The sequence below is a fragment of the Sulfurimonas sp. HSL3-1 genome (genome assembly GCF_039645995.1).
GTDB classification, from domain to species: domain Bacteria; phylum Campylobacterota; class Campylobacteria; order Campylobacterales; family Sulfurimonadaceae; genus Thiomicrolovo; species Thiomicrolovo diazotrophicus.
In genome coordinates this window covers 800,158-824,577 of sequence record NZ_CP147920.1, presented here as the reverse complement: position 1 = coordinate 824,577, position 24,420 = coordinate 800,158, and the positions used below count along the sequence as shown (strand labels likewise).

The window sequence follows — 24,420 nt, the reverse complement described above, 5'->3', positions numbered from 1 at the left end:
TAAAGTTGTGTAAAAGGTAGAGGGACGGAGAAGGGGCGAACGGCCGCACAGAACGTGCGATGATGCGAACACCCCCGGTGCGTTTATTTTCCGCCGCGGCGTCTGAGCGGATAGGTCTCGTCGTTATCCGAAGCGTCCGAACAGCTGGGGTCCTGAAGATCGGTTTTGCCGTCACCGTCGTTGTCGATGCCGTCGCTGCACTCCGGGAGCGGTTCGGGTGTCGCCGGTGTGACCGTGTCGGTCTCGTCATCGTCCGCGCTGTCGGCACATCCCGGGTCGGCCAGGTCCGCCAGGCCGTCGCCGTCATTGTCGGCACCGTCGCTGCAGGCCGGAAGCGGCGCGCCGCCGCTTCCCTCTACCGCAAACGCTGCCGCCGCGATCTGCGCCGTTTTCATCGCCGATGCATCATACATCGACCGGAATGCCGACGCTTCTGCGGAGCTGTCGCTGAACATATCCTGGGCAAAGGCGTAGGAGACCGGCTGGTAAAGCAGCTCCGCCTCTACATGGTAGCTGCCCTCCGGCAGCCCGCTGACGCGGTAGGAAAGCGTGTCGCTCCCGCCGATGAAATTGCTGTCGCTTTCTGCACCGCCGTGTACGCGGATATCATCAGACGCCGTCGCCTTGTCAAAGCCCGCAGGCAGGATGCGGTTGTCTTTTTTGTACGCCATGCCGCGCAGCAGTGTATAGGTCACGTCACCGAGATTATTCGCCATGATCGTCTCGTAAATCTGTACCTGGTCGGCCGAGGTGATGACGTCGTAATGCGGCTCGTAAGCCGCGGCGTCGCCGTCGGCGTCCGCGCCCTCAATGCTGCCGTCGGCGTTGACACGTCCCGATTCGAAGACGACGCTGCCGGCGGCATCGGTCACTTTGAAGTGCACAAACGCCCGGCGGGAGGGGAAGCTGGTCGGGAGCTTGTGCCCCGTCGTGCTGGTGATCTTGAGTGCGACCTCCAGCGTTCCTTGCTGCAGTGACGACTGGGCGACCTCGATGGATGCGGCGCTTTGAAGCATTTCCCCCGCCTTGGCGATCGTGTTGTCGAAGTTGTTCGCCGTCACCTCCAAGGCACTTTTGTTGTTTTTCAGGATGTCCAGGAGCAGCACGTTGCCGCCGACGAACATGTGCTGTGCAAAGCCGTCGCGCGGTGTATTCGCCCAGTTCGGGCGCATCGAGATACGCACCCCGTCGACCCGCTTCATGTGGCAATCCTGGCAGCTTTTGCTCTGGGCATAGCCGCTGTGTTCCCATTCGCTGTAGGGCATCTGCTCGGGGAACCCGCTCTCAGGGGTCGTGCTCAGCACATTGCCGTTCTCGTCGACATAGGGGGTTTTCAGATTGTGGCAGCTTGCGCACATCTTCGAAGCGCTGATGTGATCGCTCTGACGGATCGTATAGTTGAGATTGTTCATCATCGGACCGGCAAAGACGTCACCGTACTGCCCGTAGATGCTGCGGCTGTCGTCTACCTCGTATCCGCCGGACATGCCTGAGAGCGTTCCGAGGGTGCCGCTATCCTTGATCTGGTGGCAGAGCGTGCAGCTCACTCCGTTCAGAGCCTCGTCATGGTGCGCGTTGTCGGGGTTAAGAAAGCCGCTGCCGAAAATTTCGACGGCATCACCGGACGTATGCGCCTCGACATTCGCCATCGGGGCGTGGCAGCGCGTACACTTGTCGTTGATCACCCCTTCCAGGTGCGGGTTGCGGTTAATCTCGCTGCGGACTTTCGCCCGCCACATCGGGTCCTTGGAGGAATTGGCCATCATCGTGGAGGACCATGCCGTCTCGATCGACATATCATTTCCGTAACTGTCCGTCATGCCGTTATGGCAGCGCATACAGTTGCCCGAACCCATAAAGTGATAGGACGTAAAATAGGTCTCTTCCGCCTGCGCCAGGGTGATCAGAATCCCCAGCAGCAGTAGAGCCTTTCTTAAAATAACATTCACAAACATCTCCTAATATGAAAATAGAAGTGCATCGTAAGAAAAAAGTGTTACTTCTGTGTTAATTTGTTTAATGTGATAAGATAGTGATGCTCCCAACCCGTTTACATGGTGATGAATTTGAGTTCCCCTGTGCTAGAATCCCTCCTTAATAAGGGAGTTTTACCGATGACCAACGCAACGAGAAATGCTACGACCGGCAACGGGAAAGCCGATGTTTAAAGCCATATTCACCAACAGCTTCGGCATCCTCTTTTCGCGCATCCTCGGATTTGCCCGCGACCTGCTGACCGCGTCGGTGCTGGGGGCGAACATCTACAGCGACATCTTCTTTATCGCCTTCAAACTCCCCAACCTCTTCCGGCGCGTCTTTGCGGAGGGGGCCTTCACGCAGTCTTTCCTCCCCGCCTTCACCCGTTCGAAACACAAAGCCGTCTTTTCGGTCCACATCTTTCTCGTCTTCCTGGGGATCATTCTGCTGATGACCCTCGCGGTCAACCTCTTTCCCGCCCTTGCGGCCAAGGTGATCGCCCTGGGCTTCGACGCGCAGACGGTGCAGATGGCCGCCCCCTACGTCGCCATCAACTTCTTCTACCTGCCGCTGATCTTTGCCGTCACCTTCCTGAGCACTTTTTTGCAGTACAAAAACCACTTTGCGACGACGGCCTTTGCGACCGGCCTGCTCAATATCGCCCTGATCATCGCCCTGCTGCTGGCCCGCGACGGCAGCAGTGAGACCGTCGTGCTCTACCTCAGCTACGGAGTCGTCCTGGGCGGCTTCGCCCAGCTCTTCGTCCACCTGCTCGCCATCCGCGGCCTGGGCCTCCACCGGCTCCTAACCGGGGGCGTCCGCTACTACGGCCGCAAAGCCGCGCGGATCAGGGAGGAGACGCGCCGTTTCACCCGGGAGTTCTTCCCCGCCGTATGGGGGAACTCCACCGCGCAGGTCGCCGCCTTCCTCGATACCTGGCTGGCCAGTTTTCTCAGTGCCGGGGTTATCAGCTACCTCTACTACGCCAACCGCGTCTTCCAGCTGCCGCTGGCGCTCTTTGCCATCGCCACCACGATCGCCCTCTTTCCCAAGATCTCCCGCCACCTCAAGCACGACAACGAGGCCCAGGCCCACGCGATGCTTGCGCGGGCGTTCTGGTTCCTGCTTTACCTGCTCGGTTTCGCGGCCGTCGGCGGCATCGTACTGGCCCCCGAGATCACACAGCTGCTCTTCGAACGAGGGGCGTTCACCGCCGGCGATACCGCCGCGACGGCCCTGATCCTGCAGATGTACCTCATCGGCCTCATCCCCTTCGGTCTGGGCAAGCTCTTTTCCCTCTGGCTCTATGCCCAGCGCCGGCAGGGCGAAGCGGCGAGAATCGCGACCTGGAGCCTGGGGACGAACGTCGTGCTCTCCCTGGCCTTGATCGCCCCCCTCGGCGGCGCCGGACTGGCACTGGCGTCGTCGCTCGGCGGCAGCGTCGCCCTCGCCGCCACGCTGCGGGCCGTGGGACGGGCGCACGTATCTGCTATAATTCGCCCAAAAAAAGGGCTGTGGTGGGTGCTTTCCGTGACACTCTTCACCGCGGCCGTCCTCGCATTCAAGGAGCTGCTGCATGCATATATTTGACAGTGTCACCAAGACCAAACGCCTCTTCGAACCGCTGATCCCGGGCAAGGTGTCGCTTTATGTCTGCGGCCCGACCGTCTACGACGACGCCCACCTGGGCCACGCCAAGAGCGCCCTCGTCTTCGACCTGCTGCGCCGCGTGCTTGAGGCCGAAGGCTACAGTGTCACCTATGCCCGCAACATCACCGACATCGACGACAAGATCATCAACAAGTCCCGCGAGGCCGGCATCTCCATCACGGACCTGACCGACACCTATACCGAGGCCTACCACCGCGATATGAGCGCGCTGGGGGTGCAGCGCCCCACCCTGGAACCCAAAGCGACCGAATCCCTCGAGGCGATGTTCGAACTTATCGGGAAACTGCTTGACACCGGCCACGCCTACCGGACGAGCAACGGCGACGTCTATTTCGATACGGGAAGCGACAGCGGGTATCTCAGCATCTCCAACCGCCGCCAGGACGAGGCCGATACCCAGCAGCGTGTCGAAAGCTTCGGCGAGAAGCGCCATGCCGCGGACTTTGCGTTGTGGAAAGGGGTGCAGGACGACTCCGTCGCCTTTGATTCGCCCTTCGGCAAGGGGCGCCCGGGGTGGCACACGGAGTGTTCGGCAATGATCGAGAAACACCTCAGTACCCACCTGGAGTATGCCATCGACATCCACGGCGGCGGGGCCGACCTGCTCTTCCCCCATCACGAGAACGAGGCGGCACAGACCCGCTGCGCCACCGGGCATGAACTGGCACGTTACTGGATGCACAACGGCTTTGTGACGATCGACGGGGAGAAGATGAGCAAGAGCCTCGGCAACAGCTTCTTTATCAAAGATGCGCTGCAGGCCTACCCGGGTGAAGTGCTGCGCTTCTTCCTCCTCGGCACCCACTACCGCAGCGACTTCAACTTCAACGAAGAGGATCTGCTCGCTTCGAAAAAGCGGCTCGACCGCCTCTACCGGCTGAAAAAGCGTCTTTTCGGCATGAAAGTCGTCGAGGAAAAAACGCCCTTCCAGGCTGCGCTGCTCGAAGCGCTGGGGGACGATCTCAATATCTCCAAGGCCCTGGCACTGCTCGATGAGATGGTGGCCGCGGCCAACGAGGGGCTCGACGCCAACCCCAAGGACAAGGGGCTCAAACGCCGTATCCTCGCCGACCTCGCCTACGTCGAGGCGCTCCTCGGTTTCGGGACGATGAACCCCTATGAATATTTCCAGCACGGGATCGACGAAGAGACGAAATCGAAAATCGAGAATCTGATCGCGGCGCGCAATGCGGCAAAACAGGCGAAGGACTTCGAGCGTTCCGACGCGATCCGCGACGAGATCAGCGCCCTGGGAATCCAGCTGATGGACACCCCCCAGGGAACCTTCTGGGAAAAGGCGGAGTAACCCCTCTCCCCGCGGATGCCGCCGTCCTCAGCCGCGCAGCAGCTTAAGCCGCCCTTCCGCCGCTTCCAGTTTGTGGATGATCTTCCGCGTCAGCTCTTTAAGATCGCTGCTGTAACTGTTCGCCTTCTCCTGGTCCAGTTCGCTGAGCTTCGGCTGGCCGCCGAAAAGCTTTGAGACCAGCCCCTTCTCTTTCTGGTAGAGCTCATAGATCTTATAGTACTCATCGTGCCACTGTTTATGCAATGTTTCGATCTCTTCGACCAGCGACGCCCCCAGCAGCTTTTTGAGCCCCTCTTCGTCCTCGCGCAGGGTTTTGTCGACCCCGCACTCCAGGTAGCTCGTCGCTACCGCATCCCCGTCCAGCGGGATCTTCTTGACCATTAACATCACTTTTTGCATTTCGCCGTTTTGGAGTTTTTTCGCCTGGGCAACGATCTGCAATGCATCATTTTTTTTCATATTAACATCTCACTTTTACCTAGTGTCTCAGATTAGAAACAATTATAGTAGCTTAACGTTGAATTTATTTAACGATTGTTAAACTAGTTCAGTAACCGTAAATAACGGTACAAATTATCAAAAAGGTTATTTGATGTCAGGTTCTGTTAAAGATCGTATTGATCTCGACCCGAAAAAATATATTGTGAGCAAGACGGATCCCAAAGGGATCATCGAGTACGGGAACGACTACTTCGTCGAAATCTCCGGTTACAAAGAGAGCGAGCTCATCGGCCATCCGCACAATATGATTCGTCATCCGGATATGCCGAAAGTCATCTTCAAAATGATGTGGGAGCGTATCAAAAACAAGCATAACATTTTGGCCGTTGTTAAAAACCGTGCCAAAGACGGACGCCACTACTGGGTCATCACGGATTTTGAGCCGAAAACGGACAAGATCACCAATGAGATCGTCAATTACACCGCCTACCGTAAAGCGGCACCCGACAACGTCATCAAAACCATTGAGCCGATCTACAAAAAACTGGTCGAGATCGAGAACGAGAGCGGTGTGGAAGGCTCGGAAAAATACCTGCGCGGTTTCCTCGAAGAGAAAGGGAAAAGCTACGACGAATTCATTAACGACCTGGTCGGGAACAAAGGCCTCTTCAAAATCTTTTTTGCGACCATGAAAAAACTTTTCGGATAACCGAAACACCCGCACAGACCAGCGCCTCCAAAGACGCCGCGCTGCTGCGAAGGCACCACCCCTCTAATCCCTCATGACAGAACATCTTCCTGACACCCGGACATATCACCGTTTTTTCAGGATGGGTTGCTACGATATAACTTATGAAGCCGAAGATCAAAAAGCATGTCGACCGCATCCACGCCATTGCCGGAGGGCACGAACGGTTCAACCCCACCGATACCGCCAAAAGCCTCGTCAAACTGCGCGGCTACGATGTCGGGCTTTTCTTTTCAAACCTGAGCAAACTCACCCATCAGCACCTGGGCGAGGTGCTCCTCGAGCTCCCTGCCGACGCATTCGCCGCCGCCGCGGAACGCCTCCCCCCGCACCGGTTGGCCCGGGCCGCCGAGGCGATCGAGAGTGACGAGGCGACTGACCTCATTCAGGATATCCGACAGGCCGATGCCACTCTGGCGGAGAAGATCCTCTCGCTGATGGCCCACGAGGAGCGGCGGGAGGTCCTGGAGCTCTCCAAATTCGAAGAGGACCAGGCCGGGGCCTATATGGAGCGCGAGTTCCTGGCCGCCCACCCCGATGACACGGTCGGCGACGTGAAGACTCTGATCCGGCTTTTCCGCCAAAACGAACCCGCTGCGCCGATCATCAAACTTTTTGTCACCAATGACGAGGGACTGCTGCTCGGCACGCTCCACTTCACCGACCTGATCCTTTTCGACGACGCAACGACCATCGAAGAGATCCTGCAGCGCGGCGACCGCAAAGCCCCTCTCTCGATCCGTCCCGCCTCGCCGATTGCGGATGTCGTCCGCCTTTTCGAGGAGTATGACCTCAATATCATCGCCGTCGTCAACAGCGAAGGCAAACTGATCGGCCGGATCGTGTACGACGACATCTACGACATGATCCGCCAGATCGAAACGGACCAGGCCTACGGTCTGGCCGGGGTCGACGACGAAGCCGAAGAGAGCTCGGTCTCCCGCGCGGCGCACCAGCGGCTGATCTGGCTGCTCTTCAACCTCGTCGCCATCATGGCGGCCTCCGCCGTCATCAACCTCTTTGACGCGACGATCGCCTCCTACATCGCCCTCGCGGCCCTGCTGCCCATCATCGCCGCCCTCGGCGGCAATGCCGGGATGCAGGCGCTCACCGTCACGATCCGCAAGATCGCCCTGGGGGAGATTGAATACGACGGCGTCTCCGCCGCGGTAAAACGCGAAGCGCTGATCGTGCTGGCCAACGGCCTCTCCATCGCCGTCGTCGCGGCCCTGATCGTCTCGCTCTGGTTCGGCGATATCCGCCTGGGGGCCATCGTCGCCGGCGCGCTGCTTCTGAACCTGCTCGTCGCCGGGACGGCCGGCACCCTTATCCCCCTGGGCCTGCACCGGCTGGGGATCGATCCAGCCGTCGCCTCCTCCATTTTCCTGACGACGACGACCGATGTTTTCGGCTTTTTCATCTTCTTGTTCCTGGCGCAAACCTTCCTGCTTTAACTGACCGTAAATCATTATTAAGTATAATCCTGCCAAAAACAGGTACGTGATGATCGCATACGAATCCCTCAAACCGTGGCTTTTCAAACTCCAGCCGGAGACGGCCCACCACGTCGTGGCGACCCTGCTGCGCATGGCCAACGTCTGTCCGTCGCTCTTCAACCCCTGGCAGGAAAAGCACTTTGTCGCCGACCCGATCCTGAACCAGGAGCTCTTCGGGCGTACCTTCCCCAACCCCGTCGGCCTGGGAGCGGGCTTTGACAAGAATGCGACGATGATCCGCGGCATCCAGGCGCTCGGCTTCGGCTACACCGAGATCGGCACCGTCACGCCCCAGCCGCAGCCGGGCAACCCGAAACCGCGGATGTTCCGCCACGTCGAGGAAGAGACGATCCAAAACGCTATGGGGTTCAACAACGACGGAATGTACAAAGTGCAGCAGCGCCTGAAAGCGCGCTACCCCTTCACGACCCCCATCGGCGTCAATATCGGCAAGAACAAAACGACGGAGGAGCAGAACGCCATCAGCGACTACACGCAGCTTATCCGCGGCCTGCACGATCTGGGCGATTACCTCGTCATCAATATCTCGTCGCCCAACACCCCCGGCCTGCGCGACCTGCAGAACGAGACGTTCATCGCCGAGCTCTTCGCCGAGGCAAAGGCGATCACTGACAAGCCGATCCTGCTCAAGATCGCCCCAGACATGACCCCCGAACAGGCCGTGGCCCTGACGACCCTGGCTGTCGAGAAGGGGGCCGACGGGATCATCGCGACCAATACGACCGTCGACTACTCCCTTGTGGCCCAGCCCAAAAGCATCGGCGGCCTCTCGGGCAAAGTCTTAAAGGAGAAGAGTTTCGCCATTTTCGAAGCCGTGGCGAAGGAACTCTTCGGTAAAACGGTGCTCATTTCCGTCGGAGGGATCGACAGCGCCGAGGAAGCCTACCGCCGTATCAAGGCAGGGGCTTCACTGGTGCAGGTCTATTCGGCGCTGATCTTCAAGGGGCCGGAGCTCATCGGGGACATCAACCGTGGGCTCGCCGACCTGCTGAAGCGCGACGGCTACAGCAGCATCACCGAGGCCATTGGAGCCGACAGACGATGATCAGAACGGTTATCGCACTATTTTTCACCTTAGGAACGCTTATGGCAAATTCGCTGCCGCCTTATGAAACACAGACACTGAAAAACGGGATGCAGGTCGTCGTCATCCCGATGCACAACGGCACCGGTGTCATCTCGACCGATGTCTTCTACAAAGTGGGAAGCCGCAACGAAGTAATGGGCAAGAGCGGCATCGCGCATATGCTCGAACACATGAACTTCAAATCCTCCGAACACCTCAAAGCGGGGCAGTTCGACGAAGAGGTCAAGAGTGTCGGCGGCGTCAACAACGCCTCCACCGGATTCGACTACACCCACTACTTCATCAAAAGCTCCGCGGGGAATGCGGAAAAATCCATTTCCCTCTTCGCGGAACTGATGGCCCATCTCAGCCTCAAAGACGAGGAGTTCCAGCCCGAACGCGACGTCGTTGCCGAAGAACGCCGCTGGCGTACCGACAACAACCCCCTGGGCTACCTCTATTTCCGGCTCTTCAACAACGCCTATCTCTACCATCCCTACCACTGGACGCCGATCGGCTTCATGAACGACATCCAGACCTGGACGATCGACGATATCCGCAACTTCCATGCGACCTATTACCAGCCGCAGAACGCGATTCTCATCGTTACCGGCGATATTGAGCCCGAGACCGTCTTCAGCCTTGCGAAAAGCCACTTCGGTCCCGTCAAGAACAGCCGCGAGATCCCCAAGGTATTGGCGAAAGAACCGGTGCAGGACGGCGCCAAGCGCGTCTTCATCGAAAAAGAGAGCGAAGTGGAGATGATCGCGATCGTCTACCACATCCCCGACTTCCGCCACCCTGACCAGCCGGCCCTCTCGGCCATCTCCGAGATGCTCAGCTCCGGCAAGAGCAGCCGCCTCTACAGCGAGCTTGTCGACAAAAAACGCCTGGTCAACCAGATCTACGCCTACAACATGGAGAACATCGACCCGGGTGTCTTTATCTTCATGGCGGCCTGCAACCCGGGCGTCAAAGCCGAGAGCGTTGAAGCGGCGCTGCACGAGCAGATCGAACAGATCAAGGCCCACCCCGTCTCCAAGGCGGAGCTCGAAAAGGTCAAGATCAACACCCGGGCCGACTTCATCTTCTCCCTGGAGAGCGCGAGCTCCGTCGCCGACCTCTTCGGCGGCTACCTCGCCCGCGGCGATCTGAAACCGCTGGAGACCTACGAGGAGAATATCGCGGCACTGACGGCTGAACAGATCCAGAAGACGGCGCAGACCTATTTTGACGACAAACACTCTACGACTATTATTTTGAGAAAGGCAGAGCAATGAACATTATCACCGGTTCCTCCACCGCGCTGATCACCCCGTTCAAAAACGGCACACTCGACGAACAGACCTACGCGGCGCTGATCCAGCGCCAGATCGACAACGGGATCGATGCGGTCTGCCCGGTCGGTACGACCGGCGAAAGCGCGACCCTGACGGCGGATGAAGATATCCGCTGCATGGAGATCGCCGTCGAAGTGTGCAAGGGCACACAGACCAAAGTCCTCGCCGGTGCCGGCAGCAACGCGACGGCCGAAGCCATCACGACGGCCATCCGTGCCCGCGACTGCGGCGTCGACGCGATCTTCTCCGTCGCGCCTTACTACAACAAACCCTCCCAGGAGGGGCTGTACCAGCACTACAAGGCGATCGCCGAAGCCGTGCCGGAACTGCCGTTCATGCTCTATAACGTCCCGGGTCGCACGATGTCCGACATCTCCGCCGACACGGTGGTACGTCTCTTCAACGACCTGCCGAACATCTTCGGCATCAAAGAGGCGACAGGCAGCCTGGAGCGCACCGTCGAGCTGCTTTCGCGCTGCCCGGAGCTCAAAGTCTTCAGCGGCGACGACGCCATCGACTATCCCATCCTTGCCGCCGGCGGCGCGGGGATCACTTCGGTCACGGCGAACCTGCTTCCCGATATGAAGAGCGCCCTGGTCAAAAGCGCGCTCGAAGGCGACTTCGCCACGGCACGCGCGCTTAACGAGCAGCTGCTGCCGATCAACAAGGTCCTCTTCTGCGAGGCCAACCCCATCCCGATCAAGGCGGCCATGTATATTGCGGGCCTTATCGACACCCTCGAATACCGCCTGCCGCTTGTCCCGCCGTCCGCGGAGAACATGAAGCGCATCGAAGCCGTCATGAAAAACTATACTATTGTAGGAGTCAACTAAATGTCAGAAATGAAGGGCAAAACACTGGTCATCACCGGAGCAACCAAGGGGATCGGCAAAGCGATCGCCGAAAAGTTCGCCGCCAACGGTGTCGATATCGCCTTTACGTATAACAGCAACGAGACCGTCGCCAACGAGCTTGCGGCCTCCTGGGAAGCTGCCTACGGCATTAAAGCACGCGCCTACGCCCTGAACATTCTCGAACCCGACGAGTTCAAACCCCTCTTCGCCAAGATCGATGAAGATTTCGACCGGATCGACTTCTTCGTCTCCAACGCGATGATCTACGGCCGCCCCGTCGTCGGCGGCTACGGCAAGTTCATGCGCCTCAAGCCCCGCGGCCTGAACAACATCTACACCGCAACGGTCAACGCCTTCGTCATGGGGACCCAGGAAGCGGCAAAGCGGATGGAAAAGGTCGGCGGCGGTGCCGTCGTCACGATGTCCAGCACCGGAAACCTCGTCTATATCGAGAACTATGCCGGCCACGGCACGAACAAAGCCGCCGTCGAAGCGATGAGCCGCTACGCCGCCGTGGAACTGGGCGAGATGAACATCCGCGTCAACGCCGTCTCCGGCGGTCCGATTGACACCGACGCCCTCAAAGCCTTCACCAACTACGAAGAAGTCAAGGCCGAAACGGTCAGACGCTCTGCGATCGGCCGCATGGGGCAGCCCGAAGATATCGCCGGCGCCGTCTACTTCCTCTGTACGGAAGAGGCGAGCTGGATCACCGGCCAAACGATCGTCGTCGACGGTGGGACGACCTTTAAGTAATGTTCAATCTGCCCAATACGCTGGCACTGTCGCGCATCATCATTGCGCCGCTGATGTTCTGGATCATCCTGAACCCGCAGTTTTTCACCGCTCAGGGGATCGACATCAGCTGGAACTACTACTTCGCCGCCCTGCTCTTCGTGCTCGCCAGCGCCACCGACTTCTTTGACGGCTACATTGCACGCGAACTCGACCAGATCACGATGACGGGAAAGATCCTTGACCCCCTGGCGGACAAGATGCTCATTCTCGCCGCCTTTCTGGGACTGATGATGACCGACGCCGCCTCGCCGTGGGCCATCTATATCATTATCGTACGCGAGCTTTTCATTACGGGCCTGCGGACGGTCTCCATGTCAGAGGGGATCGACATTGCCGCCTCCTGGGCGGGCAAGGTCAAAACGGTCGCGCAGATGTTCGCCGTCGGTTTCCTGCTCATGCACTGGCCCGGCGGTAACATCCTGCTCTGGATCGCCGTCGTGCTCACCCTCTACTCCGGGGCGGAATACGTTGTCGGCTTCGCCCGCACCTACGCAAGGCACCACGCGGCATGAGCTGGCTTGTCTCCCTTCTCGTCCTCTCGGCGCTGATCTTCTTCCATGAGCTCGGACACTTTACCGTGGCCCGCCTTCTGGGGGTCTATGTCGAGGTCTTCAGCATCGGCTTCGGCCGTAAACTGGCCAGTTTCCGTGCCTTCAGCACCGAATGGCGCATCGCGGCCATTCCCCTGGGCGGCTATGTCCGCATGAAGGGTCAGGACGACAGCGACCCGACCAAGACGAGTCCCGACCCCGACAGCTACAACAGCAAATCCCCGCTGCAGCGCATCGCGATCCTGCTTGCCGGCCCGGCGGCCAACTTCGTGCTGGCCTACGTGCTCTACTTCCTGATCGCCCTCGGCGGACCTCAGGTCCTCTCCCCGGTCATCGGCAGTATCGTCGAGGACTCCCCGGCGGCGGTGGCGGGCCTCAAATCGGGGGACCGAATCCTCGCCATCGACGGCAAAGCCGTCACGACGTGGGATGAGATGTCCGACACCGTCAAGCAGGCCGAACGGACGCTTTACCTGCAGATCGAACGCGACGGCATGGTCGAAGAGGTTGCCGTAACGCCAAAGATGACCGAAACGCAGAACATGTTCCGCGAGACCGTCTACCGCCCCATGGTCGGCATCGGTTCCGCCGGAGAGACCCATGCCCTTGAGCTGGGACTCGCCGGGGCGCTCGGTTATGCCGCGGCAGAGACCTGGCAGGCCTCCAAACTGATCTTCATCAGTCTCGAGAAGCTCATTACCGGGGCCGTGCCGACCTCCGAGCTCGGCGGCGTCGTCACCATCGTCAAGATCACCGCCGATGCCAGTGAGAGCGGCTGGATGGCCGTGCTGTTCTTTGCAGCGCTCATCTCGGTCAACCTCGGGGTGCTGAACCTGCTGCCTATTCCCGCCCTCGACGGCGGCCATATCATGTTCAATCTCTACGAGATGGTCATGCGGCGCGCCCCGAGCGAAGCGATCCTCTTCAAGCTCACCATCGCGGGCTGGGGCATACTGCTCGGGCTGATGAGCCTCGGACTCTATAACGATATCAACAGGTTGATGCAATGACACAGACAGAGTATAAAATCTACATCGACAAGATCGTCGAACGGATCGAACGGGCGCGCATTCTGGTGAGCGAGCACCACATCGTCAAAGTAGTCGCCGTCAGCAAGTACGTGGACACCGAGGCGGTCAAAGCCCTTTACGCCATCGGGCAGCGCGCCTTCGGCGAGAACAAGGTCCAGGACATGAAGACAAAGATGGAAACGCTTGAGGACCTGCCGCTGGAGTGGCACTTTATCGGAAGCCTTCAGAAGAACAAGATCAACCAGCTGATCGACCTCGACCCTTTCTTGATGCAGTCGCTCCACTCTCTCGAGCTGGCCCAGGCCCTCGACAAGCGCCTCGAGGCCAAAGGCAAAACGATGGAATGCCTCCTGCAGATCAACAGCGCCAAAGAGGAGACGAAGTCCGGTGTCATGCCCGAAGCGGCGTCAGACATCTACGCGCAGATCGCGGAGAGCTGTCCGCGCATCGACCTGCGCGGCGTCATGAGCATCGGGGCCCATACCGAGAACAACGACCATATCAAGCAGAGCTTCGAGACGACCCGCAAGATCTTTGACGGGCTCAAAGGGGCCGAGATCTGCTCCATGGGTATGAGCGGCGATTTCGAACTGGCGATCGCCTGCGGATCCACGATGGTCCGCCTCGGTTCCCTCCTCTTCCCAGGGCGCTAAAGCGCCAACCTTTACTTTTTTTTAACAATACTCCTCAATATCTTTTGAAAATACGCATTTAAAAATAGGCAATAATTATCACCTTATCATCACGTATTATTTTTTCGTAACGGAACCATAAGCAGTTAATATAGTATTTTCTTATTTTTATCACACGTTCATCACAGTGCCTTTTAAGTTTTTTGCCTTTAAAGATAGATTAAAAAAACAAATGCAAAACTAACGGGATTTCTATCACTGAGGAGTACATGATGAATCGAAAACTTCGTGGCGTTTCTGTTTTAACGACGGCGGCGCTCACCCTGGCTGCACTGTCAAGTACGACATCGGCTTCTGTCAAAGACTATGACAAGAATCCGCCGTTTAGCATGACCTTGCTCAAGCCGACTGAAATGAAAATCGGTGGAAAGAAAGTAAAAGCTTACAACCCGAAAAACGATATCAATGCGTTCGTCAACTATGAGTTGGGTATGCACTGTGTCGGTTTTGAGATGAGCTACTGCTGTGTCATTCCGCCGTATAACTCTATCCAGTCCCAGGCTGTAAAATCCGGTACCAACGGCGCACTGCCGAAACTGCTGACACCGGATGACAAAGTCAAGCTCTATTACTATACGAAAGATAACTCTTATAGTGAAGGCAACAAGATGAAGTACTGGTCTGTCGCCAAAGACGTCGACGGCAACGGCCGTATGGACGACCCGGGCGATAACGTGGCCAACTATGTTTGGAAACACCTCTTTATCTATAAAGATCTTGAAGGTACGATTCCTAAAGGTGCAACGGCGAAAGATCGCCTCTTTGTCGGTAAAGACATTAAAGTACCTATCGATTCCGGTCCGTCCGGCAAGCACATCGCCGGCGGTTACCTCGAGTATTCCGGTAAAGACGGTAGCAACGTCGTCTTCACGAACACACTGGTTCCGCCGGTCCAGAACATCCCGCTCGTTCTGACGGCATCACACCTGTGGGATGCGCTGGGTCTGCCGCTGACGGCATTTAACGACTCTACACGTAGAGGGACGATCCGTTCCGTTACCGAAAAAGATTTCCAGCCGTTCCAGAAGTCCGCAGTACAGGTGCATGACCAGAACGGTCGCCCGCTGATGGATGAAAACGGTCAGATTATCGAGTATTTCGGTACCAACCCGGTTGATATCCCGAACTGTTATGCATGTCACTCCCGCCAGGGTAAAGCTGCCCAGATGGCACGCGACGAAGGGCTCAATGCCAGCGACCGCGAATACGCTTACTGGAAAACCTACCCGGATGAGAGTGAATACATGGCTCGCCTCAGTGAAGCATCCATCAACATTCTCTCGCTGCACGACGCCCACCACGGTACCTCATTCCTGAAGTACTACAACGACAAAGCGTCTTCCAACCGTCTGGGTCAGACCGGTGAGGTCAACTGTGCCGACTGTCACGGTGACAACGTTTCCGGTAACCTCGAAGAACCGCGGCCGGGTGCAACAGGCTACAAGACTGTCCATGCGAAAACGCTCACAGAAGCAATCCACGGTTTCCACCTCTCTATGGTTCCGATGCCGGATGCTGCTGGCCGTTCACAAGCATGTCAGTCCTGTCACCCGACACACTTCCAGAACCCGAGCATGAACGACGATACGAACCCGTACCGTGTTGCTGACCGCTACGGTGAAGGCCGCTTCAGCGAAGGTGATGTCCGTACGAGTGGTGGTGGTTGTTATGTCCGCCGTGACGCGCACTCCAACCCGGATGCCAAACCGCCGTTCTTCCTGAACGAATACGGTAAGTTCCAGCTCAACGAAGTCGCACACAAAGATGAGAACGGTGAGCGTGTTTCCAAAATGCGCGGTCTGTACTGTACGAACTGTCACACGAAAGTTGCGCAGAAAATGCAGGCACTGGATGACCTCAAAACGGTTCAGACCCTTGAAGGTAAATCTATCCGTAACAAATCTCTCAAAGAGATCGTCAGTGCAGTTGCAGGCGGCGACATGAAGAGATTCGTAGCGATCGCAGACCCGAAAACAACCGGCGACAACGAAGTTATGAAGTACTATACAGATCATGAATCTGCTGTCCTCGTCAAAAACGTCGCAAAAGACGGTCTTGACCTGAAACCGTGGAATCACCCGACTGGCGGTGCGGTACCGTATGCAGCGGCATCCGGCGGTAACGACTGGTGGCTGGCAGCGGGCGAACCGCACTGTGCAGACTGTCACATCGCTCCGTTTGTTGAAAGTGAAGGCGGTCAGTACTTCCCGATCGACCAGAACAACAAACTGTCTCTGTTCCGCTACTCTAAAGCGCACGGCGACCTGGCTTGTCAAACGTGTCACGAGTCCACACACGGCCTCTACTCTACACGCTACGACGGACCGAACCGTACCGTTGACATCACGACGCATGAGCAGGCGCTGCAGTACAGCCCGGACGGCGAATATGCAGGCCCGGTTACATGTTCCGCATGTCACACGGTTAACAAGAAAGGTGTACCGGTTCAGCTCGAAGGCACCGCGTATGCTGACGACTACTGGGCTTCTGTCACCCTCGCTCACTTCATGAGAAGCGGCGATCAGAAACTCTCTGTCAAAGAACTGGTCGAGAAGTATCCGTACAACAAATCGACTCAGATCGTCAAAGACGGCTGGAATTAATTCCGCCGCCTTCGGGCACCCTCGGGTGCCTTTTCTTTTTTTCTCCCCTTATTCTTTTCCAAGACTAATCCGAAACTAACCCGACAGCCACTACAATCCCTTTATGAGTACGATCGCAATTATCGGCGGCGGCGCCGCGGGACTGATGGCGGCCATCACGGCGGCGGAAGCGGGTGCAGAGGTCACGGTTTACGAGCAGAACGGCGAACCCGGCAAGAAAATCCTCGCCTCGGGCAACGGCCGCTGCAACATCATCAACCGCGCGACCGGTATCGAAGATTATGAAGGGGAAGCCCCCGCCTTCGCGGCAACGGCGCTGGAGGCGATGAACTTCACCGCGTTCGAACGTTTCTGCAAACGCATCGGGCTGCTGCTGGAAGTCAAAGAGGACGGGAAGTGCTACCCCATGAGCCAGGAAGCCCGTTCCGTGCAGTCCGCACTGATCCGGGCGGCACAGCACCGGGGGGTGCGGTTTGAAAACAATGCCACCGTCACCCGCATCGAAAAAGAAGGAAATATGTTTACCCTGTCGGTTCGGGAGGAGACACGACGTTATGAACGCCTGATCATCGCGACAGGCTCTCCCGCAGCGCCGCAATTGGGCGGCAACGAAAGCGGGATGACCATGGCCGAACATTTCGGCCACCGTATCGTCCCCCCCTTCCCCTCTCTGGTGGGGCTGCATCTGGAAGCTTCGGGGCTGGAGAAGATGGCCGGAACCAAGACGACGGCGCGGGTGACGCTGTTCGTTGACAACCAGCCCCTCCAGGAGGAGGAAGGCGACTTGCTGTTTACCCGCTACGGCGTCTCCGGCTTTGCCGTCCTCGACCTCTCCCACGCCGTCTCCAGGGCCCTACGCGATTTTGAATACGTCACGCTGAAAGTAGACCTGCTCCCCCGTTTTACCGCGCAGTCACTGGCGGCGCAGCTCGAACAGATGGCGAAGTTGATCCCCGACGACACCCTCGCCGACCTGCTGGGTGGGCTGCTGCCGCGCAAACTGATCCGCCCGCTGCTCCTGGCCCAGAAGCTCTCTGCGGAGCAGCGCTGCGGCGAGCTCAACGCCAAAACGGCCAAGAAGATCGCCTATATCATCAAACAGTGGCCGTTTACGGTGAGCGGCACCCACGGCTACCAGCATGCCGAAGTCGCCGGCGGCGGGGTCGCCACGGAGGAGATCGACCCGGGGACGATGGCATCGCGCAAGGCGGAGGGACTCTATTTTGCCGGGGAAGTCATCGACATTACCGGACATCGCGGAGGATTCAACTTCCACTTTGCCTGGGGAAGCGGCTACCTGGCAGGCCTGCATGCCGCCAGAACATCCCGCGCCTAGCGCTGTTCGAATCCCCCTTCGAACACCCCTTCGATGATGTCATAAGAGACGTTGTCGACCACGCTGAGCGGCGACCCCTCCCAGAGCAGCCGTTCAAACTGATCGAAACAGTCGTCGTTCGGGCAGCTGACGGCCGCTTCGACGCTGCCGTCGCTGCAATTGCGGATGTAACCGCTTACTCCCGCCGCTTGGGCAAGCTGCTGGATGGTTGCACGGTACCACACGCCCTGCACCCTGCCCCGGATCGCGTATAGTCTGCTCTGCATAGGCACCCCCTTTTTGTTTATTGTAGCGGTAGACGCGTTGTGTTTTACTTATCCCGACGCTATGGCGGATTCCCGCCCGATTTTCAGTACAATAAACGATATTATTTCCATCGGAGTACCGCCATGACTGCACTCATCATCCTCGCCGTCGTCATCGTCATCATCGTATTGATGTACAACAGCCTTGTTGCCAAAAAGAACCAGGTCGACAACATCTTTGCCGGGATCGATGCCGTGCTGAAGAAACGCTACAACCTCATCCCGAACCTTGTCAGCTCCGTACAGCAGTACATGCAGCACGAGCGGGGGATCTTGGAGAAGGTAACCGAACTGCGTTCCCAGGCAATGAAACCGGGTATTTCCGACGAACAGAAGATCGCGCTGGATAAGCAGATCACCTCCGCACTGGGCAGCATCATGGTCGCGGTGGAGAGCTATCCCGAACTCAAGGCCAACACAAACATCATGCACCTGCAGCGCACCCTCTCCGAGGTCGAAGCCCAAATCTCCGCCGCCCGCCGTGCCTACAACCAGGCCGTGACGGACTACAACAACGCCATCGAGATGATCCCGACGAACATCCTCGCCAACATGATGAACTACCGCCGAAAACAGGTCTTCGAGATTACCGAGGATGAACGCAAAAACGTTGATGTCGGAGCCCTTTTCAAACAGTAATCCTTTATGAAAAGTGCATCGGAACTGACGGATTTCTACTATACGGAGCTCTACGACTCCCTGCAGGAGCTGGAGCAGGAGCGCAACGCGGTCCGCAAGAAGGTCTTGACCCTCTTCGGCATCCTCGGAGCGCTCTCCCTGCTCATCATCGGCGCCATTTACAACAGCTGCCACTGCTTTAACGAGTCTTACATCTGGGTCGGCGTCGGGGCGACCGCCATCGGCGGGTTTGGCTTCCGTTGGCTCATCAGCGGCTACCGCAGCGGGTTCAAGGAGAAGATCATCCGGCCCCTGATCGAAGCGATCGAAAAGGAGCTGCATTACGCCCCGGATGCGGCCATTCCCCAGTCGCTCTTTCAGTTCTCCCACCTCTTTGAGCAGCGCATCGACCGTTTCCGCGGTAACGACCTCGTGCGCGGTACCCTCGACGGCGTCTCGCTGCAGTTCTCCGACATCCATGCCGAACACCGCAGCCGCGACTCCAAAGGGCGGGAGCACTGGTCCACGATCTTCCAGGGGCTCTTTATTGTCGCGGACTTCAACAAACACTTCAAAGGCCGCACCCTCATCCTCCCCGACCTGGCCGAGAACCTTTTCGGCTCCTTTATCGGGGGGATGCTTCAGTCGCGCAACTTCACCAAGGACCAGCTCGTCAGAATGGACGACCCCGCCTTTGAAAAAGCCTTCGTCGTCTACGGCACCGACCAGATCGAAGCGCGCTACATCCTCACACACACGATGATGCAGCGGCTGCTCAAACTGAAGAAGGATACGGGCAGCAAGGTTTACGTCTCCTTTAACGGCGAGAAGATCATGATCGCCATTGACTACGACAAAGACCTCTTCGAACCGACGGTCTTTTCGTCGCTGCTCTCCATCGATCAGGCCATGGGCTACATCCGCACCCTGCGCTCCTCCATCGGGATCGTCGAGGAACTGAAGCTCAACGAAAAACTCTGGAGCAAGACCTGAAGAAGGGCATTTGATCCCAAGCCTTTCCATGCTAGAATCTTATAAATCTCGCAAAGGACCCCTATGAAACTCCTCCTCTCCCTTTTCGCGCTCACGCTCAGCCTGATGGCCCTGCAGACCGGCCAGCCCCTTCCGGCGCTTAACCTTCAGGGCGACGACGGCGGCAAAGTCGACGGTACCCCTTGGAATAGCGACGAGCTCAAAGAGAAGGTCCACGTCATCTTCTACGTCGACCCGGACGAGAAAGACCTCAACAACCCCTTCTCCGACGCCCTGAAGGCCGAAGACTTCGACCGCAGCCGTTTCGCCTCTGTCGCCATCATCAACATGGAGGCGACCTGGCTGCCGAACTTCGCCATCGCCAAATCGCTCAAAGCGAAGCAGGAGAAGTTCCCCGATACGATCTATGTCAAAGATATGCACAAGAAAGGGGTCTCCGCCTGGAAGGTCGCCGACGACAACTCCGACATCATCATTACGGACAAAAGCGGCAACGTCCTCTATCTCTATGAGGGAGAGGTGCCGCAGGGCAGCTTCGACGAGATCATCTCCCTTATCAAGGAACACATGTGAACGAAACGCTCTGGTCGGTAAGCATCCGCGACTTTTTTACGAAGCGGATGCTCCAGTTTGCCCTCATCCCCTTCATTGGGACTGTGCTCGTGATGTACGTCCTCTTTTTCGGTGCGGCGAGCGCCGGACTGGACGCCCTTGAACAGAGCACCCTGCAGGTCGAGCAGCACCAGCAGACCCAGCAAAACGGCGTGGTGGAGACGCAGAGCGAAACGACCACCGTCGAAGGCGGCTCGGCCATTTTGCGCTTCTTGATGGAGCACACCGTCACCTCCTGGCTGGTCAGTTTCATCGTCTTTACCGTCGGTGGGATTGCTACGTTCATCCTTGCCATGTTCGTCGCACTGGCCATCATCGGCTTTTTGACGCCCTATATCGTGCGTGAGATCCACGCTCGCCACTACAGCCACCTGCCGCTGGAACACCACGGCTCCATTGCAGGCATCCTCCTCGCCTCGCTGAAGCATGTCGTCATTATGCTCCTGCTCTTTTTGGTGCTCACACCTTTCTATTTCGTTCCGATGCTGAACCTCGTCGCCTTCAACCTCCCCTTTTACTACCTGTTCCACAAGCTCTACCTGCTCGACGTCGCCTCGGAAACGACGACGAAGGAGCGCTTCAAGCTGATCATGGCCTTCCACGGCGGGAAAGTAAGAATGACGACCCTCGGGCTCTACCTGCTCTCGTTGGTCCCCTTCGCCGCCTACATCACCCCCGTCTTCAACGTCATCGTTCTCACGCACTCGATGTTCCGCAAGAGTGTCGAGGTCGAAGCGCACCACGAAAGCGCCACAGCCGCGAAAAGCGCTGCAGACAAAGTCTCGAACGGCTCTCAGGACGTACTGCCCTCGTAACTTTCCGTCTATTTCAAAAGTCCAAAGGGCTTTTGATGCTCTTTTAAATTAACACCTCCACAATCATGACTTGTCCTTAATGGGGAACTCTGCTTGCAGCCCTACAAGTTAGTAATCTATCCCCCTATTTCGATAAAAACCTTGCACTCTTTTTTGCTTTACGGCACACTAGAAGATTTAATATATTGTATATTGTTATTATTTTCCAGGTTTTTCTAACCAAAGATGTTCTATAGTACTTTCAAATGTAAACTGATTAATAGCTGGGTGACAATAGCATGGAAACACATGTAGAGTTCCGTTCCACTCTAGTTTCTTCGGTTCAAGAACTTGCGACTGTATTGTTCGAACAGCTGAAGCAGGAAGGTGTTCAAGTCAGGGATCCTTTCAGTGAGGATTGGGGATGGACGATTCCAATATGCAATGATGCATTCCCAATTTGGATTGGCTGTGGCCAGTGTAAAGAGTACGTCGATGGCTTTCTCTGCTTCATCGAGCCAAGAAAACCGTACGTTAGAAAATTCCTTTTCAAAAAAATTTCAACGACACAAACGGTTGAGACAATACAAAAAGCACTTAGCAAAGTGCTCGCTCAAAATGAAGAGATATACAACATCAAGTGGTGGACGGAATATGACTTTAATCATCCAAATATCTGACAAGCATTGAAAATCAAAAAACGATACCGGGTCATAAGCTATAGCAACCTATTCCATAAATATTTTGGCGATTGCGGTTAAACAAAATCACAACTCAAAGGATACCAGATGCATTTTGTCGCACTTCTTATTTTCATACTTCTCCCTATTGCTGCAATTGCAGAAACAATGGAGACATCAGAAATCATTTTGTCCATTATAAATGCCTCTGATAATGATGAACAAATATGTCGAAGGGCAAAAGAAATGACAGATGGCAATATGACAAAAGAACAGTGCTTTGAGAAATTGCCCGCATCAAAAGAATTTTGTGCCGAGACAGTAAACAATTTTATTGGCATGTATGTGACGGATGAAGAAGTAGCAAGATATGTCGTTCGAAAAATTATTTTCTGCCAAGTTTGGACCGTGCTTGGATATGAAACGGTTGTGGATGACAAAGGAATTCACTATGTCAAGAAAGAAGGCGGTGTACTGCCATAGCGCTTTTGCCAACAAGGCACAGGAGACCAATCAAAAACCGACGTGCGTTTTTTGATTGCTCATTTTAAGCGTGATATCGTAAGGAGGCAACAGATTACATGGATGAAAAAATCATTAAAATCATAACTTTCATAGACCCGAATAATGCGCTTGTATTCAATCCAGTCCATATGATCTTTTGGGCTTTTATAGCATTCCCGATCATTCTAATTCACTGGAGTGCGCACCCAATATTGATGAGCATTTTTGCATTTCTCACAGGTGTACAATTCATACTCTTTTGTTTGAAGCTCTTGGTTAAAGATCAGTATGCTGCAGAAATTGAAGAAGTCAAAAGCAGTCTTCCCGATTTCAATCTCTTTCATATTGTCATGTTTGGATTGATAGCTTCACCAGTTTTATTTATTGCATATGGCGTAATATCCGCTATGCTCGAATAGATATAACACCCCAAGGGAAAGCAATCAAAAAGCTGCATGCAGGTTTTTGAGCTGAACGGATCAAATCTGACAATACAAAAGAGTGAAGATGGATAAAGAAAAAAGTTTGATCTTGGAATATGTTGAAGATGAATACAAAGGCACTATTCCGGAAAAAAATAAGAAAAATGCATTTCTAGGTTATGGACAGACAGGAGAAGATGAAGACTTTCTTGTTGGAACAGAAGAAAGTCTCAAGAACTTAATTAAGGCCTGTCAAACAGCATTAGAAAAAGGCGAATGTGAAGATTTTGAACTCGGAAAGTTTGCAGGTGTCAAACTAGTGGATGAATCCTATTACCATGAAGATAAAGAAACATTTATTGGCAAGCTTATTGGATCAATCATTATGACACTTATTCTAAGTTCAATGATCGTTGGATTTGTAACAATCTTGAAGTGGCTTTTTTAGAGCTTATAACAATGCAGAGAAGAGCAATCAAAAACGCACAAACGTCTTTTTCATTGGTCAGTCTAAACGTTTAACTACAATGGAGTGGTGATGGAATCAATACTCAACTATATAAAAGTCAACGACAATATTTCCACCTCAGGACAACCCACGAAAAAACAGTTCAAGCGCATTGCAGAGAACGGTTTTGACGTTGTCATCAACCTGGCGATGCACAACAAAGGCGCGTTGAAAGAAGAGGATAAAATTGTTTCGAAAAACGGGATGATGTATATTCACATACCGATAACATGGAAAAACCCGGGAACAGAGAGATTCACACTGTTCTTGCATCTTCTGAAAACATTGCAGGATGAGAAGAAAAAAGTATTCATTCACTGCATCATGAACTACAGGGCATCTGCGTTTGTTTTTCAATATAAAAGGCTTGTCTTGAATCAGCCGGATGCGAAACTGATCGCACCAGAGGGCTTTAAGCCGAAAAAGGCCTGGAAAAAGCTCATGGAGCTTGAAACAAAGGTTTGACCACTCATCGGAGACCGATCAAAAACTCGCGCGCAGCTTTTTGATTGCTCATGTCAAACGTTATGCATAAAAGAAGGGATTATGAAACCAAAAGGAACACTTACATTTTTCTGCGGAAAGATGGGAGCCGGAAAATCGACGAAGTCAAAAGCCGTGTCGGCCGAAAAAAATGCGGTGCTTCTCTCCGAAGACGATTGGCTATCATCGCATTACCCCGGCCAGATCAACACATTCGACGATTACCTGAAATTCTCCAAGATGATCAAGCCGTTTGTGAAACTGCATGTGCTGCAGATCATCAATACGGGCACGAACGTGGTGATGGACTTTCCGGCGAATACGGTCAGGCAGAGAGCGTGGTTCAAACAGCTCTGCACCGAAGCTGCATGTGAGCATGAACTTATCTTTCTCGACGTGAGCAATGCACAGTGTCTAACGCAGATCGCAAAGCGCCGAACCGAGCAGCCGGAACGGGCACAGTTCGACAATGAAGCGGTGTTCAACCATGTTACCCAATTCTTTGAGGCTCCGACTGTGGACGAGGAACTCAATATCCTACGTCTGGCAGGAGATATTTAATCCAAATGA

At 55.6% G+C, this 24,420-nt stretch carries 26 protein-coding genes; 23 read left to right on the top strand and 3 right to left on the bottom strand.

Annotated elements, in window-relative coordinates; genetic code table 11:
* Nucleotides 1-83 precede the first annotated feature (83 nt).
* The gene (locus tag WCY31_RS04255) at nt 84-1,949 is read right to left on the bottom strand and encodes a hypothetical protein (RefSeq protein WP_345973293.1); all 1,866 of its coding nucleotides are present in this window, start codon (nt 1,947-1,949) and stop codon (nt 84-86) included.
* A 211-nt stretch (nt 1,950-2,160) separates the two neighbouring features.
* On the opposite strand from WCY31_RS04255, the gene murJ reads away from it, so the two are divergent.
* Together murJ and cysS are read left to right on the top strand one after the other, a co-directional pair.
* On the top strand, nt 2,161-3,567 hold the full coding sequence (gene murJ, locus WCY31_RS04250; RefSeq protein WP_345973291.1) for a murein biosynthesis integral membrane protein MurJ: 1,407 nt from the start codon (nt 2,161-2,163) through the stop codon (nt 3,565-3,567).
* Nucleotides 3,554-4,954, top strand: coding sequence for a cysteine--tRNA ligase (gene cysS, locus WCY31_RS04245; protein ID WP_345973290.1), 1,401 nt, complete (start codon nt 3,554-3,556; stop codon nt 4,952-4,954). Before murJ ends, cysS begins: the two co-directional genes overlap by 14 nt.
* Nucleotides 4,955-4,981: 27 nt before the next feature.
* On the opposite strand, the gene WCY31_RS04240 is transcribed toward cysS, so the two are convergent.
* Nucleotides 4,982-5,413 carry a hypothetical protein gene (locus tag WCY31_RS04240; protein WP_345973288.1) on the bottom strand — a complete coding sequence of 144 codons (432 nt, stop codon included), beginning with the start codon at nt 5,411-5,413 and terminating at the stop codon, nt 4,982-4,984.
* Between the two features lie 133 nt (nt 5,414-5,546).
* On the opposite strand from WCY31_RS04240, the gene WCY31_RS04235 reads away from it, so the two are divergent.
* The 11 genes from WCY31_RS04235 (at nt 5,547) to WCY31_RS04185 (ending at nt 17,931) form a co-directional block, all read left to right on the top strand.
* Nucleotides 5,547-6,104 carry a PAS domain-containing protein gene (locus WCY31_RS04235; RefSeq protein ID WP_428837497.1) on the top strand — a complete coding sequence of 186 codons (558 nt, stop codon included), beginning with the start codon at nt 5,547-5,549 and terminating at the stop codon, nt 6,102-6,104.
* Between the two features lie 143 nt (nt 6,105-6,247).
* A complete protein-coding gene (locus WCY31_RS04230; protein ID WP_345973284.1) occupies nt 6,248-7,597 on the top strand; it encodes a magnesium transporter in 1,350 nt (449 codons plus the stop codon).
* Between the two features lie 49 nt (nt 7,598-7,646).
* Nucleotides 7,647-8,705: a quinone-dependent dihydroorotate dehydrogenase gene (locus WCY31_RS04225; protein WP_345973283.1), complete on the top strand. Its 1,059-nt coding sequence runs from the start codon at nt 7,647-7,649 to the stop codon at nt 8,703-8,705.
* Entirely contained in the window at nt 8,702-10,006 is a 1,305-nt protein-coding gene (locus WCY31_RS04220) for a M16 family metallopeptidase (protein WP_428837496.1), read from the top strand. The genes WCY31_RS04225 and WCY31_RS04220 overlap by 4 nt, the downstream gene beginning before the upstream one ends.
* Nucleotides 10,003-10,899, top strand: coding sequence for a 4-hydroxy-tetrahydrodipicolinate synthase (dapA, locus tag WCY31_RS04215; RefSeq protein WP_345971020.1), 897 nt, complete (start codon nt 10,003-10,005; stop codon nt 10,897-10,899). The genes WCY31_RS04220 and dapA overlap by 4 nt, the downstream gene beginning before the upstream one ends.
* Nucleotides 10,900-11,676, top strand: a complete 777-nt coding sequence (locus tag WCY31_RS04210) for an enoyl-ACP reductase (protein ID WP_345971019.1) — start codon at nt 10,900-10,902, stop codon at nt 11,674-11,676. It begins immediately after the preceding gene.
* Nucleotides 11,676-12,230, top strand: a complete 555-nt coding sequence (gene pgsA / locus WCY31_RS04205; RefSeq protein ID WP_345971018.1) for a CDP-diacylglycerol--glycerol-3-phosphate 3-phosphatidyltransferase — start codon at nt 11,676-11,678, stop codon at nt 12,228-12,230. Before WCY31_RS04210 ends, pgsA begins: the two co-directional genes overlap by 1 nt.
* Nucleotides 12,227-13,279: an RIP metalloprotease RseP gene (gene rseP, locus WCY31_RS04200; RefSeq protein ID WP_345973279.1), complete on the top strand. Its 1,053-nt coding sequence runs from the start codon at nt 12,227-12,229 to the stop codon at nt 13,277-13,279. The genes pgsA and rseP overlap by 4 nt, the downstream gene beginning before the upstream one ends.
* Entirely contained in the window at nt 13,276-13,953 is a 678-nt protein-coding gene (locus WCY31_RS04195) for a YggS family pyridoxal phosphate-dependent enzyme (protein WP_345971015.1), read from the top strand. Before rseP ends, WCY31_RS04195 begins: the two co-directional genes overlap by 4 nt.
* Before the next feature lie 392 nt (nt 13,954-14,345).
* Nucleotides 14,346-16,595 (top strand): hypothetical protein, encoded by a 2,250-nt coding sequence (locus WCY31_RS04190; RefSeq protein ID WP_345973277.1) that lies wholly within the window; start codon nt 14,346-14,348, stop codon nt 16,593-16,595.
* A 103-nt stretch (nt 16,596-16,698) separates the two neighbouring features.
* Nucleotides 16,699-17,931: an NAD(P)/FAD-dependent oxidoreductase gene (locus WCY31_RS04185; RefSeq protein WP_345971013.1), complete on the top strand. Its 1,233-nt coding sequence runs from the start codon at nt 16,699-16,701 to the stop codon at nt 17,929-17,931.
* On the opposite strand, the gene WCY31_RS04180 is transcribed toward WCY31_RS04185, so the two are convergent.
* Nucleotides 17,928-18,197, bottom strand: a complete 270-nt coding sequence (locus WCY31_RS04180) for an acylphosphatase (protein ID WP_345973275.1) — start codon at nt 18,195-18,197, stop codon at nt 17,928-17,930. The genes WCY31_RS04185 and WCY31_RS04180 overlap by 4 nt on opposite strands.
* A 123-nt stretch (nt 18,198-18,320) precedes the next feature.
* On the opposite strand from WCY31_RS04180, the gene WCY31_RS04175 reads away from it, so the two are divergent.
* The 10 genes from WCY31_RS04175 to WCY31_RS04130 all read left to right on the top strand — a co-directional run bounded on the left by WCY31_RS04175 (nt 18,321) and on the right by WCY31_RS04130 (nt 24,411).
* Entirely contained in the window at nt 18,321-18,875 is a 555-nt protein-coding gene (locus tag WCY31_RS04175) for a LemA family protein (protein ID WP_345973273.1), read from the top strand.
* Nucleotides 18,876-18,881: 6 nt separating this feature from the next.
* Complete coding sequence (locus tag WCY31_RS04170) at nt 18,882-19,847, top strand: DUF3137 domain-containing protein (RefSeq protein ID WP_345971010.1); 966 nt, start codon at nt 18,882-18,884, stop codon at nt 19,845-19,847.
* 63 nt (nt 19,848-19,910) lie between these two features.
* Nucleotides 19,911-20,420: a YtfJ family protein gene (locus WCY31_RS04165; protein WP_345973272.1), complete on the top strand. Its 510-nt coding sequence runs from the start codon at nt 19,911-19,913 to the stop codon at nt 20,418-20,420.
* Nucleotides 20,417-21,274, top strand: a complete 858-nt coding sequence (locus tag WCY31_RS04160) for an EI24 domain-containing protein (RefSeq protein ID WP_345971008.1) — start codon at nt 20,417-20,419, stop codon at nt 21,272-21,274. The genes WCY31_RS04165 and WCY31_RS04160 overlap by 4 nt, the downstream gene beginning before the upstream one ends.
* A 278-nt stretch (nt 21,275-21,552) precedes the next feature.
* The gene (locus WCY31_RS04155) at nt 21,553-21,933 is read left to right on the top strand and encodes a hypothetical protein (protein ID WP_345973271.1); all 381 of its coding nucleotides are present in this window, start codon (nt 21,553-21,555) and stop codon (nt 21,931-21,933) included.
* A 108-nt stretch (nt 21,934-22,041) separates the two neighbouring features.
* Nucleotides 22,042-22,416, top strand: coding sequence for a hypothetical protein (locus WCY31_RS04150; protein WP_345973270.1), 375 nt, complete (start codon nt 22,042-22,044; stop codon nt 22,414-22,416).
* A gap of 98 nt (nt 22,417-22,514) precedes the next feature.
* Entirely contained in the window at nt 22,515-22,856 is a 342-nt protein-coding gene (locus tag WCY31_RS04145; protein WP_345973269.1) for a hypothetical protein, read from the top strand.
* Nucleotides 22,857-22,944: 88 nt separating this feature from the next.
* Nucleotides 22,945-23,307, top strand: a complete 363-nt coding sequence (locus WCY31_RS04140) for a hypothetical protein (protein ID WP_345973267.1) — start codon at nt 22,945-22,947, stop codon at nt 23,305-23,307.
* A gap of 90 nt (nt 23,308-23,397) precedes the next feature.
* Entirely contained in the window at nt 23,398-23,832 is a 435-nt protein-coding gene (locus tag WCY31_RS04135) for a protein tyrosine phosphatase family protein (protein ID WP_345973265.1), read from the top strand.
* Between the two features lie 81 nt (nt 23,833-23,913).
* A complete protein-coding gene (locus WCY31_RS04130) occupies nt 23,914-24,411 on the top strand; it encodes an ATP-binding protein (protein ID WP_345973263.1) in 498 nt (165 codons plus the stop codon).
* Nucleotides 24,412-24,420 lie beyond the last annotated feature (9 nt).